Here is a 17,561-nt window from a genome sequence, read left to right on the forward strand (position 1 = left end):
TTTGAGAACTGTCTAGCTCCACAAGGAATGCTTCGGCAGCAAAATCATCGCACGAGTAAAAGCGTTAGCTTGTCGGGGGTGAGCACAAAGGAAAGCTTCTGCGAATATTTATCGCAGGAACAATTGTCCTTTGATTGTTCCGAAGGCGCTTCCGCTTTACTATTTAACTCATCCATTTTGGCGGGGTATTTTTATCCCAATAAATACTCCCAAGCTCATGGTGTGCTTGAAATTGATCATGATGTGTATGGTAATGAAAGTTAAACCAGTAGCCTTGCTGCGGAGGCTGATCTCTCCTAACATGAAAGCGAATAACATCTTCGCTTGTTTTTTCACTAGATATATTAAAAATCTTCTCTGAGTGACCTTTACCTGGGCTCTCAGTTACTGTTAAATAGGCTAACTCTTCTTCAGGGTATTGTGCAGCAACATTCATTATAGCTTTTTCAATATTAGGCAGGATTACTTCAGAGAATTCATTTTCGATGACTGGTTTAATCCTTGCCCCAAACTTCGTATAAGATTGAGCTTCGGCTTTCATGAGCATTTGCCTAATAAAATCCTCTTTACTAATATACCCAACAGGTTCATCTGCCAATGCAGGATTATTTATTACACTTTTATCTTCCGGAGAAGTATCAAAAATATCTTTTTTCGATGTTTTTACTGCATTAGAATCATCATAAAGAAAAGCTTGTGAAGGTGTAACCAATCCAAAGGTTAAAATGGTTACCATGACAACGAGTGATTTACGAAGCCAATTAGGCATAGATAAAACCCCCCTACCGTTACTAATTCGTTACTGCTTCTAATATCCCTGACTGCTTAATATTACGAACCGCTTCCTGTAATCTTTCTTCTGACTGTACAAGTGCAATTCGCACATAACCCTCTCCCCAAGAGCCAAATGCATTTCCAGGCGTGACGACCACATTTGCACGATTTATTAGTTCGATGGCAAATTCCTTTGAAGAAAAGGATGAAGGTACTTCTGCCCAGACAAACATAGAGGCTTTAGGCACACTGACATTCCAGCCAATTTCTCGCAAGCCATTCACAAGAACATCTCTTCTATTCTTATACATCGCTCGCAGATCATTTAGGAAATTAGATTCATCTGTTAATGCCTTAGCAGCAGCTGCTTGAATCGGAAAAAACACTCCGTAATCCACATTTGACTTAAAATTAGCAAGCATCGTAATAATTTCTGGATTTCCTGCCGCATAAGCAATCCTGCAGCCAGCCATATTAAAGCTTTTTGATAATGAATTCATCTCAATACCAACTTCCATCGCTCCGTCAACTGCAAGAAAGCTAATTGGCTGTTCATCATAATAAAGCTCAGAATAAGCAAAATCGTGCAAAATAACGATATTGTATTTTTTTGCATAAGCAATGGCCGCTTCAAAGAAAGCTTGCGTTCCCATTGCTGGAACAGGATTTCCTGGAAAATTCAAAATCATTAACTTTGCTTTTTCGCTTATTTCCTCTGGAATTTCGGAAAAATCAGGGAGAAATTGATTTTCCTTTTTTAGCGGCATAGGATATAATTTAGCTCCTGCCATACTAACTCCAGTTTCATATGCAGTATAGCCTGGATCAGGAACGAGCACATAATCACCAGGATTACAAAGAACCATTGGAAAATGGACTAAACCGTCCTGAGAACCCATTAAAAGTGAAACCTCTGATTTCGGATCAAGCGATACACGAAATCGTCGGTCATAATAGGTGGTTACTGCTTCGTGAAAATCATCAGTCCCTCTCATCGAATAACCATATAAATTGGGGTTTTTCGCTAATTCAGCAATCGTTTCCGTCACAACAGCTGGTGGCGGAGTATCCGGACTGCCAACGCTTAAATCCACAATTTCCTGTCCTTCTGAAAGCTTTAATTTTTTATAATAAGCTAATTCTGAAAAGATACTTTCCTGAAAAGAATTCATTCTCTCTGCCATTGTTATTTTCATCATGGTTCCCTCTCTATTTATACGGTATCAATACTATTATTCTATTATACTTGCTTTTACGATAAAAAGGAAAAATGGTTTCACTTTTAAATAAAAATAATAATTATGGATTTATTTTTCAAAAAAGCAAAAATATTAAAAGTATAAAGCTTGTATAGTTGCAAGTATTTTCGGGTATAGTATACTGAAAATTCCATATAACTTAAATAATAACAGTGAAAGGGGATATTTCTGTGGATTTGTCACTTGTTATCACATTCATTATTTTTATTATGCTAGGGTATTTTGTTTATTTAGCCATCGCAGATTAATGCCAAAACAAAAAGGAAGGGAGTATGTAAAAATATTTCCTTCCTTAGTACATCAAACTTTTTTCAATACTCCAAAATGAAACTTGGAGGATTTTCTTATATTTACGTCAAATTTAAACCTTTCAAATCTAGAGCTGCGAAAATGATCCTTCAATACGACCCGTTCCCTTGCGACTCTTAAAGCTTCATCTATTAATTTCTGGGTGATATCCTCGTAGACTGCAAAACGGCTTAACGCCTTTATGCCATCAGATTCTAGAATATGCTCTTCAAACATCGGATCAAAATAAACGATATCATAGCAATGATCTGGAAGACTTTCGAGATAGGATAGAGAGAACATATTTACTACCCTTATTTGCTTCATAGCTTCATTCATCATGGGTATGTCCGCATTCCAAGATTTCAGACCCTTATTAACCATATAAGCCAAAAAGGGATTTGCTTCTATTCCCGTTACTTTCCCTTCCTTCCCTGCCACGAAGCTTGCCACTATACTATCTGATGCAAGTCCTAATGTGCAATCAAGAACTGTTTTCCCTGAACATATGGACGCTGCCTCAATAAAAGGATCATGTTCTCCTTTCATGATCCTCTTTATTCTGAACATGGCTGAATTCGGATGAAAAAAGAAAGGGTCTTTTTCACCGATAGGATAAAGCTCAAGTCTCTCTTTCCCAACAACGATACAATCATCTTTTTCAATCTTTTGAATAGCCGCAACAGAACGCTTTTTTCTCTCAACGTAATTACTTTCTAATTCTTTTGCTATATTAATTGCGTAAGTAGTCATGTCTTCATTTGTTCTGCCAGCTGTTGTTATAATCATCTCACGTCACCTGTATCTAAAAAGAAAAGGACGTCATAAGACATCCTAGTCAATTCGTATTTAACAATTTGCTTCAAATGAAGCAAGAAGATTTTCCATAATTGTTTCCATTGAATGATCTTCAATATCATGACGGTGAATAAAATGAACCACTTCTTTTCCTTTTAATAAAGCCATTGATGGAGAAGATGGCTCGAATCCTTCGAAGTATTCTCTCATTTTCGCAGTCGCATCTTTTTCCTGGCCAGCAAAAACAGTTACTAAATGATCAGGTTTTTTCTCCGTTCTTAGCACTGCTTGAGTTGCTGCTGGACGAGCTAGGCCTGCTGCACAGCCGCAAACAGAGTTGACAACGACAAGTGTCGTTCCTTCTGCGTTTTCTACAAATTGTTCAACCTCTTCAACTGTCAATAATTCTTTGAAACCCGCCTGTACAAGCTCTTGTCTCATTGGTTTAACCATTTGTTTCATATATTCTTCATAAGCCATTGACATTTTTCACACATCTCCCGTTTGTCATTTTATATGGTTAGAATACTATAACCTATGCTCAATTTCAAAAATATTATCTGGATCGATAAAGATAAAGTTAATTCTTTCTGGCTTCCGTCATCTGCTTCCAAACAGAACCCTTCGCTTCTTCTCCTTGCTCGATTCTTTCGATAGCAAGTTTTATTTGCATACTTACCTCAAATTCCTGATCATTTTCAGCTGCTTTAAGTGCAGGAAGAGTTGATTCATCTCCAACCTCGTACAGAAACATGGCTGCACGCCAACGAACAAGCTTACTGCTATCCGTTAAGGCTTGCATCATTTCTAGCATGGCTTCTTTAAATCCTAAATCAGAAAGACAGTCACCTGCGGTTCTTCTTACAGTGACAGTTTTGTCTTTCAACGCTTTATAGAGCAGCGGAAGAACTTGTTTATCTTCAATCATTCCTAAATAAACGGTTGCTAATCTTCTAATAGAGGCCTTTTCATCATGTAAAGCTTTTTCCAATACTGGCAAATCAGAAATTTCGGGATCATCCATTTGCTCAAGCTTCTGGTAACGGATGCGCCAATCTTGGTCATCTAAATCATTAAGATTCATTTTAATTCGATTGCGAATAAGCTTTTGATTGCTTTTTTCAGGACTTTTAGCCTGCTCAACTAATTGATTAAGCCGACTATCAGGATAGGCTGCCATTAACTCTTCAACAACCTCATTCCCTACTTGATCAAATTCACCGTAGCGTACTCCAACTTCCACCCATTTACGTACTAATACAACGTTATCCTCTTTTGACTGAGCTGCCGAAATAGCATTCATAAACACATCCGGCAGTCCAAAGCGCCTTTCTTCCGTTCCATCTGTCAGCTTCACTTGCATGGGGATCTCTTTATATCTCTGAACAAATACTTTGATTTCACCAAAGTGGTCATTTGTCTTCGGCCCATCATTTTTTTCCGCTTCTGCAGATTCACCGAATGCCACTCTAACTTGAGGAAGAATTTCTTTCCAGTCAAATTTGGCATTCCTTTCCACCGCTAAAAAGTCTGCTACATGATATACACCTTTCACTCCATCAATCATAAGGATCTGTTGAATGATTTTTGGAGCACCTTCTTGCTTTTCCTTTTTATAATTATTGCTTTTCCCCATAGGCAGCTCTTCATCCAAAATAACCTTCATCGTATTTGGACTTGGAGTTGGTTCAATTGACAATATTTTCACGGCAAAATCACCCTTTACACTATAATCAGCATGTTAATTACATTTATTTTAACATAAAGTGGTGAAAAAACAGCATTTACAAGCTTCGACTACCAACTTATCGTGTTCGATATAGACTATTAGTCTACAAGCTCAGAAAGATATGTCCAACGCTCAATCAAATGTTCTAGTTTTTCGTTTAATTCTGCTTCCTCGTCCATAAGTTTTTGCGCTTTTTCAAAATCGCTTCCTGTGTTCGCCATTTCTTCGGCAATTTCTTCTAATCGAGCTTCGACCCCTGCGATTGCATCTTCAATTCCGTCCCATTCTCTTTGCTCATTATAGCTAAGCTTTTTCTTCTTCGGTTTTTCTCTTTCCTTCTGTACTGGAGCTGCCGCTTTTTCCTGGATATTGGATTTCTCAGCTTCCTTTTCTAGATATTCCGTGTAGTTTCCGTAGAAGGAACCAATAAGCCCTTTCCCATTTAAGACGAGAAGCTGATCAGCGACTTTGTCGAGAAAATAGCGATCATGTGATACAGTTATGACTACACCAGGAAAATCTTCGAGATAATCCTCTAAGACCGTTAAAGTTTGTGTATCCAAATTATTCGTTGGTTCATCAAGCAGTAATACATTCGGCTCAGACATTAATATTTTCAATAAATATAACCGGCGTTTCTCTCCTCCAGAGAGTTTTCTAATTGGTGTTCCGTGAGTATAGGATGGGAATAAAAATCTTTCCAGCATTTGCGCCGCGGAAATGGTCTTCCCATCCGATGTTTCAACAACTTCTGCTGTTTCCTTTAAATATTCAATCATTCGCTTATTTTCATCCATGTCTTCGCTTTCCTGTGTATAATAAGCGATTTTGACAGTCTGGCCGATAATAACCTCACCAGAATCTAACGGGATTTTTCCAGCAAGAACATTCATAAGCGTTGATTTTCCAGAGCCATTTTTTCCGATGATGCCAATCCGGTCTCCTGGCTTTACGAGCAGATCAAAATCATTTAAGATGACTTGATCTCCATATTTCTTTGAGGCAGATTTCAGTTCAAAAACCTGCTTTCCGAGCCGGCTGCCGCTTAATGACATGTCGAGCTTTTCGGACGACTTCACAGACGCGAGCTCGTTATCTAAGCTTTCAAATCTCTGTATTCTCGCCTTTTGCTTCGTTGTCCGCGCCTTTGCTCCCCTTCTTATCCATTCTAATTCTCTTCTATATAGATTTTTTTGTTTATCAATTGTTGCTGCCTCATTTTCTTCGCGAATCGCTTTCGCTTCTAAAAAGGCCGCATAATTCCCTTTATAGCTATATAGCTTTCCGCCTTCTAGCTCAAACATTCTGTTCGTCACTCGGTCAAGAAAATAACGATCATGGGTAACTAATAAAAGTGCGCCCTGATATCTGCCTAAATATTCTTCAAGCCATTTGACGGAATCATAATCAAGATGATTTGTCGGCTCATCAAGAATAAGCAAATCTGGTGATTGAATTAAGCTTTGTGCGAGAGCAACCCTTTTCTTTTGTCCACCAGAAAGCTCCCCGATTTTCTTATTAAAGTCTTCAATTCCGAGCTTCGTTAAAATCGATTTTGCATTTGTGCTTGCATCCCAAGCATTCAACGCATCCATTCGCTTCTGCAGCTCAAATAGCTTTTCTTGAAAAACTTGATTTTCAGGGTCTTTGTTCATTTGGATCAATGCCTGCTCATATTCCCGCAACAAAATAAGAACCGGCGCATCACCCGCAAATACTTGATCTAACACGGTCATATGAGGGTCCAAATCAGGCTCTTGTTCCGAATAAGAGATCGTATAATCCTTCGGTGTCATGATTTCTCCAGAATCCGACAAATCCAATCCCGCTACAATTTTTAACAAGGATGACTTCCCTGTACCATTAACACCGATTAAACCAACTCTGTCTTTTTCTGAAATTGTGAATGAGATATCGTTAAATAGCTCCTTCTCCCCATATGTTTTTGTAATATTTTCGACTGAAATCATTTTCATGATTGACCATTCCATTCATTAAAAAATTCTTCAAGATAATTTTCCATCAATTGATGGCGTTTTTCAGCTATTTCCTTTGCAGTATCAGTGTTCAGCAAGTCCTTCAGCTTTAACAGCTTTTCGTAAAAATGGTGAATAGAGGATGACTTTCCTTTGCGATATTCCTCTTCTGTCATCGCCTCTCTTATTTGAAAATCAGGGGAATAAATGGGCTGGCCCTTCTTCCCTCCGAAAGCAAAGGTTCTCGCAATTCCAATCGCACCGATCGCATCTAATCTGTCAGCATCCTGCACAATTTTAGCCTCGATGCTTGTTAATACGGATTTTTTTCCGCCTTTAAAAGAAATGGAACCAATAATCTCGATGATTTGATCTCGGACTTTTTGTTCAAGTTCAAGTGCTTCAAGAAAATTAAATAACTTTCTCTCCCCTTCTTCTTTAGAAGAGTTCAGTTTCTCATCAGGAACGTCATGCAGCAAGGCAGCCATTTCAATAATAAATGGGTCGCCTTTGTTTTCCTTTTCACATATATATAAAGCATTTCTGCGAACTCGTTCAATATGAAACCAATCATGACCTGTACAATCTTCACCAAGAAGATCTCGTACAAAGCTTTCTGTTTTTTGTAATACGGCTTCCATAACAACTCCACCTTCACTTATCATCAAGAACCATTTTACCATGAAGGAAGAGGATAGTTAAAAAAATTACGTAGCCTGCATGACAACCAAACTATAAAATTTAATGTTTTGTATAATCCTTAGTAAAAAGGTATGGTTAATGCGATATTAATCTGGTAATATATATAAAAATGATAATTTTCAAAAAATGAATGCAGGTGAGACGATGAAGGTTGTAAATAATATAGCTGAATTAATTGGTGAAACCCCATTAGTTAGATTAAATAGACTGCCTTCCAAAGATGGAGCAGAGGTTTATGTGAAACTCGAGTACTTTAATCCAAGCCGAAGCGTGAAAGATCGGGCTGCTTATAATATGATTGTTGAAGCGGAAAATGCTGGACTCTTAAAAAGCGGTGCAACGATAATCGAACCGACTTCCGGTAATACAGGGATTGGCATTGCTATGAATGCGGCTGCTAGAGGGTATCGAGCAATTATTGTTATGCCCGATTCAGCTACGGCGGAAAGAATAAATATATTAAAAGCATACGGAGCAGAAGTAGTGCTTACACCTAGTGATGAAAAAATGCCCGGGGCTATAAATAAAGCTAGGGAAATTGCAGCTGGAACGAAAAACAGCTTTGTCCCTATGCAGTTTGAAAACGAAGCAAACCCTAATATTCACCGAATTACTACAGCCATAGAAATCATTGAGGCTATGGAAGAAAACGGGAAGAAGCTGGCTGCGTTTGTTGGAACTTCGGGGACGGGTGGAACGATTACAGGTACAGGTGAGGAATTAAAAAAATATGACCCTTCGATAACTGTACATGTTGTGGAGCCCGCAGGTTCTCCAGTATTGTCAGGCGGAGAGCCTGGTAAACATAAGCTAGTTGGCACGAGCCCAGGCTTCGTACCTCCTATTTTAAATACGTCTGTGTACGATGAAATTTTTCAGATAAAAGATGAAGAAGCATATGAAACTGTAAGAAAGCTTGCAGCCCTAGAAGGAATTTTACTAGGTCCCTCTGGTGGTGCGTCGGTATTTTCTGCCCTTAAAGTGGCAGAAAGATTAACGCCGTCAGATACTGTCGTTTGTATCGCTCCTGATACTGGTGAAAGATATTTATCAAGTGATCTTTTTGAATATTAATAACGGGATGGTCTGTTCATCCTGTTTTCTTTACACCTATATCTGATTAATTTCATATGAATAATTATGATTAAGTTGAGGTGAAAACATGTACTTAACTATCGATCGCATTAGTAAAAGTTTTAATAACGAAAAGAATAATAGAATCAAAGTTTTAGATAACATCAATTTAAACATTGAAAAAGGAAGTTTTATTTCTATTGTAGGTCCTTCTGGCTGTGGTAAATCAACATTGCTTTATTTGATTGCAGGGCTGGAAAAAGCTGATGAAGGCGAAATCAAGATGGATGGGAAAGGGGTAACTCATCCAGGACCTGATAGAGTAGTTGTTTTTCAAGAGGCTGGATTATTTCCATGGCTGACCGTACTCGAAAATGTAACTTACGGCTTACTTCTAAAAAAAATCCCGAAAAAACAAGCTGAAGCGAAGGCACTTGAAATATTAAAAATGGTTCATTTGAGCCGCTATACCGATTCCTATCCCCATCAGCTTTCCGGCGGGATGAAGCAAAGAGTTGCCATTGCACGCGCACTTGTGATGGAGCCAGATATTTTACTTATGGATGAACCATTTTCGGCGCTTGATGAACAAACGAGGATGGTCCTTCACAAGGAGCTGCTTGACATTTGGCGTAAAACAAAAGTGACGATTCTTTTTATCACTCATAATATTCGTGAAGCTGTGTTACTTTCGGAAAAAGTCATTGTGTTTGCCACTCGTCCGGGAAAAGTAAAAGAAATCATTACTGTTCAGTCGGCTAAAGATGGAGTCATGCCAGACAGTGTTACACTTCATTCCGAACAAAGAATCTTATCGATTTTAGAAGAGGAAATAGAAAAAGTGCTGAAGGAGGAAATGGGTGATGACTACAGCTTTAAGGCGGATCGGCTTCATCGTGATCATAGCGGCGATTTGGGAAATCACATCTAGATTTTCAGGTCTCCCCGCATTTATGTTTCCGCCGCTATCGCAAATATTCGAAACAATGTTCAATGGGATTGTAAACGGTCAAATAACAGTAGCCATTGGCGTTAGCTTAAGCAGAATTTTAATTGGTTTCTTGATTGCCATAATTTTAGGCACATTCATGGGTTATTTAATTTGGAAGTATAAATTCGTTGAAGATACACTTGGCTTCTTAGTGACGGCACTCCAGTCAATCCCAAGCATCGTGTGGTTTCCGCTGGCGATTATCTGGTTTGGACTGAATGATTTTGCCATTCTTTTTATCGTCACGATTGGTGCTACGTGGACAATGACAATCAGTGCCACGAGCGGATTTAAAAATGTGCCAAAGCTGTATCAGCGTGTTGCAAGGACATTTGGTTCCACTGGCTTTCATTTTATTCGGACGGTCATCATGCCTGCTTCTGTTCCGCAATTACTATCAGGTCTCCGAATTGCATGGGCTTTTTCGTGGAGAGCATTAATGGCTGGTGAATTGCTTGGAGCAGGCGGTGGACTTGGAAAACTTTTAGAAACAGGAAGATCCCTCGGACAAATGGATCTTGTTATATCCGTAATGATCGTGATTGCCATCATAGGAACAATCATGGATAACATTGTTTTTGTCCGACTGGAACGATCTGTTCAAACAAAATGGGGAATGAATTAACAAGGGAGTTGGAATGAGTTGAAAAAGTTATTAATCGCTGTCAGTGCTTTTTTATTAATCGGTCTTCTAAGTGCTTGCACACAAAATGGTAAAGAAGCTAGTAATCAAGCCCAGGAACAAACGGTCAAAATCGGGTATTTCCCTAACTTGACCCATATCGCTACAATCGTTGCGCTTGAAAATAATTATTTTAAAGATGAATTTGGAGAGAATATCAAAATTGAAACGAAAACAGTTAGTAATGGCGGTTTATTTATGGAAGCCATGACAACGAAAGCAATCGATGTGGGAACGGTCGGTCCTGGTCCTCTGCTGAACTTCTATGTAAAAAACCCTAAATTCCATATAATATCTGGGGCAGTAAATGGCGGAGCGGTGCTTGTCGCCAATGAAGGAAGCCAAATCGAAAAGCTTTCAGACCTTGATGGAAAAAGAGTCGCCATTCCAGTTATCGGAAGCACTCAGGATGTTATGTTAAGGAAAGCCTTGCAGGATGTGAACTTAAATACAACAACGAACGGCGGAACTGTTGAACTATTTGCAGCTGCTCCAGCAGATACAGCTACACTTTTCGTCCAAAATTCTGTAGATGCGGCTGCCACTCAAGAACCGTGGGGTTATTTTCTAGAAACGCAGGCAAATGGAAAGCTTTTGCTTGACTGGGACCAGTTTGCTTGGGGCAAAGAATCAACAAATACAGTAGTCGCAGCAACTGACGAATTCTTAGAAAATAAAGAGCTTGTTCAAGCATATTTAACTGCGCATAAAAAAGCGGTTGCCTTTATTCAAGAGAACCCAGAAAAAGCTAAAGAACTGGTTATCAAGCATATTAAAGATTTAACAGGAAAAGAAATTAATAAGGAAGAGACAACTGCAGCTTTTAATAGACTGCAAGTAACGACAAATGTGAACGAACAGGTAATTCAAGAAATGGCCGATATTAGTAAAGAAGCTGGCTATATTCCGAGTAACAATATTGATGGGCTGATTAATCTAAAACATCTTCAAGATTTAGGAAATTAATAGAAATAAAAAAGCTGTCCTTAATAGAAATTTACATCTTCTCTTGGACAGCTTTTTTTATAATAAATTTTTATTCTAATCCATTAAACCAGCTAATACCAAGCGTATTCTCCCCCGCATGTACACCAATGGCTGCTCCAAGCGGATATGGCTGAAACGCAATTTCAGGAAACTCCACAATAAGTTCATCCTTCCACTTTAACGCTTCTGATTCATGTAATCCATACAAGATGTAAGCTTCTTTTATTGGTTTTTGCTGATGGGCTTTTCTAAGCAGCTGAATCATTTTATCCTTCGCTTTTTTGTCACTTCTAACCTTTTCATTTGTACTTAGTGCCCCATCAATGATTGCAATGATTGGAATAATATTCAGCATACTTCCAAGAAAAAATTGCACTCCGGACATTCTGCCGCTTCGATGAAGCTGTTCGAGACTGCCGATTCGTACATAAGTCTCATTCGTTTCACGTAACTTCTCTAAGTTTGATTTGATTTCTGCTGGCTCTATTCCCAACTCGGATAATTCAATTCCCTTTTTCACAATGCGGGTTAATGGGTAAGTAAGGATCTTCGAATCAATTGTTATGACGTTTGCATCAACAAGCTGTGCAGCCTGTTCACTTGAAGAAGCGGTCCCGCTCAATTTGCTGGAAATATGAACAGAGAAAATAACATCATACTTTTCGCCAAGCTTTTCATATAAATCTTTAAATGCGCCAATTGAAGGCTGTGATGTTTTTGGCGGATTTTTTAATGTTTTTAAACGTTCATATAACTGTGAAGGCGTTAAATCCACCTCCAAAAACTCTTCTTCATCCAATAAAATTGTAACCGGTATCGTATAAACATCTGGATGATTAAGCAGCTGCTCTTCTAAATATGCAGTACTGTCAGTAACCCATGCTATTTTAGTCAACATTTTTCCCCCTTATTGAAATTTATGTAAAACAGGTGAAAGAGGTTGGCTAAATCACCAGCCCCTTCACAAAAATGATGGTTTTAGTCAAAATCAGACTTTCCGAGCCAAACTTGATTGCAGTAAAAATGGTTTAATTTTTGGGAAAACCTTTATTGCTGTATTATAAAAAACGTCCTCATGATGCTCTTCTGGAATCAGTTTTTTTATAAATTCTATATATGGTCCAACGGGAACTAGCGGCCAATCTGTCCCAAACAGCAATTTATGATAGGAATCGGAAAAAACGAGCGCATGTCTTAAATGATCTAAAAACCTGCCTTCACTTTTGCTTATAAGTTCCTTTTCTGTTCCAACAAGCAGACCCGATAAATCGGCATAGACATTTGGATTTTTATAAATGATCTCAGCTCCTGTTAATGTCCATGGATCACCAAAATGAGCCATCATAAACGTCACATTGCGATGCTTTACAGCAACTTCATCAATTGTTAAAGGATGGGCATATTTTAACAGCCCTCTTTCCGAATAAGTGTCGCCAGTATGAAATACAATTGGCAGTCGATATTTTTCTGCCAGACGGTAAACAGGCTCATACACTTCATCATACGCATAAAAAGGATAGTAGCCTAAATAAATTTTCATCCCAACAACATTTGGCTTCTGAATCTCTAACTCAAGTCTCAGTAAAGCCTCTTCATTCAGATCATATGGGTTAATTCCTGGACAATAGACAATTTGATCCGGAAGAGACCTTGCTAGATCAAGTCCCATTGGCGTTTGCGCGTGATAATCAGGAAAACCCATTTCAGGTGTTTCAGTTACCCCCATCGCAATACTAAGGACGACATTAGCTTTATTAAATTCTTCTACATAGCCATTATATGAATAATCAACAAAAGATTGCTCTCTTGCTGTTTGATGAAAGGATAAAATATCTGAAAAATGAATATGTGCATCAATAATTTCCATATTAACTCCCTCTATAGCTGAAATTCAATTTGATGAAGCTAACTCAAAATAGAGTTTGATAGATTTCTTTTAGCAAAGAAACCTAAGCTACATCTCTTTATATATTTTGCCTTCTGCACATAGTTTACTTGAAAAGCCTCTTTATTCATATACCTTTCCTGAAAATTTATTCTAGGTACTATCTACTAGTCCAAACGAAATCCCCATTCTTAATAATCGTATTAGCACAATTTAATAATGTAAAGATAATATTGAATTTTTTACAAAAAAAGAACTCTGCCTGAGAATAGGCAGAGCATAAAAAAGATCATTTTATTATAGTCCGCAATCGATCTAGACTATCGATCATATAATCCGTCATTATCACTAAATCATCCATTTGATCCTCAGAGACTAGCCTGTTAAAGCTAATGATCGTTTCATTCTTGATCCAATCTTTATTTACGAACGGATCACAAATGATAGACTGCTTTATTGTTCTGTCCTGTCCCCAAATTTCTTTAAGCCCTTTTTCAATCTGTTGAAAAATCTTAAGCTCATTCGGATGCATCGTTAAGAATTTTACAAAAAGGTGACAGCCGGACAATCGATCTGATTGGACTTCTGGCAAAAGCTCAGCAGCCAAGTTTTCTAACCCAGCTTCCATGATGATGGAACAATGAAGATGTTCAGCATCATGTTGGTTAGAGAAAGTTAATTCATACCGCCGGGATAGCTTTGCGGTATTTATGAAGTCATTTCGATCGATAATGATAATGTCCCCCGCTAAATCACGATCATAAAGCGCTCCCTCAATCACTACCTTCATATTTTCAAAAGCTGTCGGATCAAACATCTAAATATCTATTAAAATAATCCAATTGCATTGCCATTCTCATCTACGTCCATTTTGAGCGCCGCTGGCAATTTAGGCAATCCTGGCATAGTCATTACATCTCCTGTAAGTGCGACAATGAATCCAGCACCAACAGATGGCTTTAATTCTCTAATCGTAATGGAGAAGCCAGTTGGGCGGCCAAGCTTAGTTGGATCATCTGAAAGAGAATACTGAGTTTTGGCCATACAGATTGGCAGGCTGCCCCATCCAAAGCCTTCGAAATCTTTAAGCTGCTTCTTCGCTTTTGATGAAAATTCAACTTTTTCAGCACCGTAAACCTTTTGTGCAATTGTAAGAATTTTATTTTCTAGTGTATCTGAAAGATCATATAATGGCTCGAAGTTGTTTTCTTGCTTTTCAATAACTTCAAGAACCTTGTTTGCAAGGTCTACGCCGCCTTCTCCGCCTTTTTCCCAAACTTCTGTTAATGACACAGGGATATTAGCCTGACTGCAAAGATCCATTAATGTCTTAACTTCATCCTCAGTATCTGTAATAAATCTATTAACTGCGACAACAAATGGCAGGCCAAAGCTTTCGATTGTTTCGATATGTTTCTTTAAATTGGCGAAGCCTTTTGTAAGAGCTTGTACATCTTCTCTTCCAAGATCTGTTTTTGGAAGGCCGCCATGCATTTTTAATGCTCTAATCGTTGCTACGATGACTACCGCTTCCGGCTTGATGCCAGCACTTCTAGATTTAATGTGCAGGAATTTCTCAGCACCAAGATCAGCGCCAAATCCACCCTCCGTAACGACATAATCAGCAAGTTTTGTGGCAGCTTTTGTTGCGAGTACACTATTACATCCATGGGCAATATTAGCAAATGGTCCACCATGAATAAAAGCAGGAGTATGTTCAATTGTTTGTACTAGGTTTGGTTTAACTGCCTCTTTTAGAAGCATTGTTAACGCACCTTGAACTCCAAGATCAGCAACAGTTACAGGCTGTTTATCATAGTTGTATGCAAAGACCATCCGGCCAAGTCTTTCCTTCAGATTTTTCAAATCAGTAGATAAGCATAGAACAGCCATGATTTCTGATGCAACTGTGATATCAAAGCCATCTTCACGAGGAACACCTTGAACAGGCCCGCCTAATCCGATAACCACTTTTCTTAGAGCACGGTCATTCATATCAAGAGTTCGTTTCCAAACAATTCTTCGCGGGTCAATGCCAAGCTGATTGCCTTGCTGAAGATGATTATCAATGAATGCTGCAAGAGCATTATTGGCAGTCGTAATGGCATGAAGATCACCAGTGAAGTGCAGGTTAATATCTTCCATCGGCAGAACTTGAGAGTAGCCTCCTCCTGTCGCACCGCCTTTTACACCCATAGTCGGTCCAAGTGAAGGCTCACGCATCGCAATGATTGCCTTTTTGCCAATTTTAGTAAAAGCATCCCCTAGGCCAACGGTAACAGTTGATTTCCCCTCCCCAGCAGGAGTTGGATTTATTGAAGTAACAAGAATAATTTTTCCATCTTGGTTTGTATCGAGTTTTTTTAATGCTTCTGTTGATAATTTAGCTTTATATTTTCCGAAAAGTTCTAAATCATCTTCTTGAAGACCGATTTTTTTCGCGATTTCTGTAATTGGTTCCATTGGTGATTGTTGAGCGATTTCAATGTCTGACTTTACAATTGGTTTAACATTCATTTTTTATCCCCCTATGCATCATCACAATTATGTAATCGTTTACTACCTTATCATTGTACCATTTATTTTATTTTAAGTAGAGTATGTTGAAAAAGTTTTTTATTATAAAACTTTTTTATCATTGCTACAGATGTTTTTCATTATTATAATAGATTTTAATTGAATTTTCTAACAAGGGGATGATGATTTGCCTATTAAGATTCCAAAGCTTTTGCCGGCAAGAGAAATTTTAGAAGAAGAAAATATATTCGTTATGGATGATGATCGTGCTCTCATGCAGGATATTCGACCTTTAAATATACTCATTTTAAATTTAATGCCTGAGAAGGAAAAAACAGAAACGCAGCTATTAAGGCTTTTAGGAAATACACCATTACAAGTGAATATTTCTTTTCTGAGGACAGCTACACATGAATCAAAGAACACAAGCCCATTGCATCTCGAGCAGTTTTATACTACCTTTTCTGACATAAAGCACCGCAAGTTCGATGGCATGATCATTACAGGTGCTCCAATTGAATTGCTTCCATTTGAAAAAGTGGATTATTGGGAAGAGTTATCTGAAATTATGGATTGGACGAAGAGCCATGTAACCTCCACCTTACATATTTGCTGGGGTGCCCAAGCTGCATTATTCCATCATTTCGGTATACAGAAATATGAGCTTTCAGGCAAATGTTCTGGTGTTTACTCACATCAAGTCCATGATCGTTCAGAGAAGTTACTCAGAGGGTTTGATGATGCCTTTCTAGCTCCGCATTCTAGATATACTGATATATTTATAGAAGAACTTGAAAATCATCCGACATTAAAGTTACTTTCGACATCCGAAGAAGCTGGGCCATTTATTTTGAGTACGAATAATGGAAAACAAATAATGATAACAGGACATTTAGAGTACGAAGCGGATACATTAGCTGAAGAGTACCGCAGAGATGTACAAAAGGGATTGGATATTCATGTTCCTGATCATTATTTTCCAAATGATGACCCATCCAAACAGCCGTTAAATAGATGGCGCTCCCATGCCCATTTATTATTTTCAAATTGGCTAAATTATTATGTATACCAAGAAACTCCATATGAGTGGGATTAAAATAGAAAAGCGGGAGCGCCCCCTAGGGGTGCCTCCGCTTTTCTATGATTGCTGTGAATAGTAAACCTCCTCAAACGGCTGAACGACAACAAACCCATTGCCTGAAAATTTCATTTGAATGGATTCGCCACTTCCTCTTCCAAGGAAGGTTTTGAAAGAAATATCAGTCACAAATTCAGGCTGCAACGTCCCTGACCAGGCAACGGTTGCATTCGGATCTGTAAAAACAGGATTATCAGGAGTAACGAGCAAGGTTAACGGCTCATAATGCGAGGTGATGGCAACCATCCCAGCCCCTTCTAGACGAACATTGAAAAGCCCGCCTGAAAGCATCCCGGCCACTCGCCTCATTAACTTAATATCCCATTTGACCGATGGCTCAAACGCAAGTAAATCATTTCCGTTCACGAAAATAGAATCTCCCTGTAAATGAAGGATAGAGATTTTTTTCCCTTGATCGGCTAAATATAATTTTCCATTCCCTGTCGCTTTCATTAAGGAAGTGCCTTCACCAGTTAATGCCTTTTTAAACATTTTTCCAATCCCATGTTCAAGAATGCCCTCCCGCTCAAATTTAATATTGCCGCGGTAAGATATCATAGCTCCAGTTTTTGCCCATATTTGGTTATTTAAATTAATTTCTAATATTCTTGGTGTTTCAAGTTCAAATAACCCTTCCTCTTTATCCTGCTGCTGAGTTGACTTTACAAAATCATTAATAGAATAACGGCTCATTTGTCTTCCCCCTAATCTTTCTTACCATTTTCTAACATAAAAACCCACATAAATGAAAGGGACTGCCT

The 17,561-nt window shown here is 38.4% G+C and carries 17 protein-coding genes; 5 read left to right on the forward strand and 12 right to left on the reverse strand.

The annotated features are described in order from the left end of the window. Window positions 1-163 precede the first annotated feature (163 nt). The 7 genes from V7164_RS15050 to V7164_RS15080 all read right to left on the reverse strand — a co-directional run bounded on the left by V7164_RS15050 (window position 164) and on the right by V7164_RS15080 (window position 7,465). Window positions 164-769, reverse strand: coding sequence for a YpjP family protein (locus tag V7164_RS15050; RefSeq protein WP_335346300.1), 606 nt, complete (start codon window positions 767-769; stop codon window positions 164-166). 22 nt (window positions 770-791) lie between these two features. Then, window positions 792-1,970: an LL-diaminopimelate aminotransferase gene (locus tag V7164_RS15055; RefSeq protein ID WP_335354510.1), complete on the reverse strand. Its 1,179-nt coding sequence runs from the start codon at window positions 1,968-1,970 to the stop codon at window positions 792-794. 363 nt (window positions 1,971-2,333) lie between these two features. Next, a complete protein-coding gene (locus tag V7164_RS15060; RefSeq protein WP_335354494.1) occupies window positions 2,334-3,110 on the reverse strand; it encodes a class I SAM-dependent methyltransferase in 777 nt (258 codons plus the stop codon). A gap of 60 nt (window positions 3,111-3,170) precedes the next feature. Further along, complete coding sequence (locus V7164_RS15065; protein WP_335346302.1) at window positions 3,171-3,605, reverse strand: BrxA/BrxB family bacilliredoxin; 435 nt, start codon at window positions 3,603-3,605, stop codon at window positions 3,171-3,173. A gap of 94 nt (window positions 3,606-3,699) precedes the next feature. Beyond that, on the reverse strand, window positions 3,700-4,827 hold the full coding sequence (locus V7164_RS15070) for a conserved virulence factor C family protein (protein WP_335354495.1): 1,128 nt from the start codon (window positions 4,825-4,827) through the stop codon (window positions 3,700-3,702). Window positions 4,828-4,946: 119 nt separating this feature from the next. Next, window positions 4,947-6,824: an ABC-F family ATP-binding cassette domain-containing protein gene (locus V7164_RS15075; RefSeq protein WP_335354496.1), complete on the reverse strand. Its 1,878-nt coding sequence runs from the start codon at window positions 6,822-6,824 to the stop codon at window positions 4,947-4,949. Then, the gene (locus tag V7164_RS15080) at window positions 6,821-7,465 is read right to left on the reverse strand and encodes an HD domain-containing protein (protein WP_335345422.1); all 645 of its coding nucleotides are present in this window, start codon (window positions 7,463-7,465) and stop codon (window positions 6,821-6,823) included. Before V7164_RS15080 ends, V7164_RS15075 begins: the two co-directional genes overlap by 4 nt. 205 nt (window positions 7,466-7,670) lie before the next feature. On the opposite strand from V7164_RS15080, the gene cysK reads away from it, so the two are divergent. The 4 genes from cysK (at window position 7,671) to V7164_RS15100 (ending at window position 11,239) form a co-directional block, all read left to right on the forward strand. After that, window positions 7,671-8,600 carry a cysteine synthase A gene (gene cysK / locus V7164_RS15085; protein ID WP_335345421.1) on the forward strand — a complete coding sequence of 310 codons (930 nt, stop codon included), beginning with the start codon at window positions 7,671-7,673 and terminating at the stop codon, window positions 8,598-8,600. 88 nt (window positions 8,601-8,688) lie between these two features. Further along, the gene (locus V7164_RS15090) at window positions 8,689-9,531 is read left to right on the forward strand and encodes an ABC transporter ATP-binding protein (protein WP_335354497.1); all 843 of its coding nucleotides are present in this window, start codon (window positions 8,689-8,691) and stop codon (window positions 9,529-9,531) included. Then, entirely contained in the window at window positions 9,464-10,216 is a 753-nt protein-coding gene (locus V7164_RS15095; protein ID WP_335345419.1) for an ABC transporter permease, read from the forward strand. Before V7164_RS15090 ends, V7164_RS15095 begins: the two co-directional genes overlap by 68 nt. Before the next feature lie 18 nt (window positions 10,217-10,234). Further along, on the forward strand, window positions 10,235-11,239 hold the full coding sequence (locus V7164_RS15100) for an aliphatic sulfonate ABC transporter substrate-binding protein (RefSeq protein WP_335354498.1): 1,005 nt from the start codon (window positions 10,235-10,237) through the stop codon (window positions 11,237-11,239). A 70-nt stretch (window positions 11,240-11,309) separates the two neighbouring features. Here the strand turns inward: V7164_RS15100 and V7164_RS15105 are convergent, their stop codons facing one another. The 4 genes from V7164_RS15105 to V7164_RS15120 all read right to left on the reverse strand — a co-directional run bounded on the left by V7164_RS15105 (window position 11,310) and on the right by V7164_RS15120 (window position 15,662). Beyond that, window positions 11,310-12,155, reverse strand: coding sequence for a DegV family protein (locus V7164_RS15105; RefSeq protein ID WP_335345424.1), 846 nt, complete (start codon window positions 12,153-12,155; stop codon window positions 11,310-11,312). A 93-nt stretch (window positions 12,156-12,248) separates the two neighbouring features. After that, window positions 12,249-13,127: an amidohydrolase family protein gene (locus V7164_RS15110; protein WP_335354499.1), complete on the reverse strand. Its 879-nt coding sequence runs from the start codon at window positions 13,125-13,127 to the stop codon at window positions 12,249-12,251. A gap of 307 nt (window positions 13,128-13,434) precedes the next feature. Further along, a complete protein-coding gene (locus tag V7164_RS15115) occupies window positions 13,435-13,962 on the reverse strand; it encodes a hypothetical protein (protein WP_335345416.1) in 528 nt (175 codons plus the stop codon). A gap of 11 nt (window positions 13,963-13,973) precedes the next feature. Then, window positions 13,974-15,662 carry a formate--tetrahydrofolate ligase gene (locus tag V7164_RS15120; protein WP_335345415.1) on the reverse strand — a complete coding sequence of 563 codons (1,689 nt, stop codon included), beginning with the start codon at window positions 15,660-15,662 and terminating at the stop codon, window positions 13,974-13,976. A gap of 187 nt (window positions 15,663-15,849) precedes the next feature. Here V7164_RS15120 and metA point away from each other — a divergent pair, with 187 nt between their 5' ends. Next, complete coding sequence (metA, locus tag V7164_RS15125; protein ID WP_335345414.1) at window positions 15,850-16,758, forward strand: homoserine O-acetyltransferase MetA; 909 nt, start codon at window positions 15,850-15,852, stop codon at window positions 16,756-16,758. 42 nt (window positions 16,759-16,800) lie between these two features. On the opposite strand, the gene V7164_RS15130 is transcribed toward metA, so the two are convergent. Further along, window positions 16,801-17,493 carry an AIM24 family protein gene (locus V7164_RS15130; protein WP_335345413.1) on the reverse strand — a complete coding sequence of 231 codons (693 nt, stop codon included), beginning with the start codon at window positions 17,491-17,493 and terminating at the stop codon, window positions 16,801-16,803. Between the last annotated feature and the right edge of the window lie 68 nt (window positions 17,494-17,561).

The sequence above is a fragment of the Bacillus sp. JJ1474 genome, assembly GCF_036965225.1.
Lineage (GTDB): Bacteria > Bacillota > Bacilli > Bacillales > Cytobacillaceae > Cytobacillus.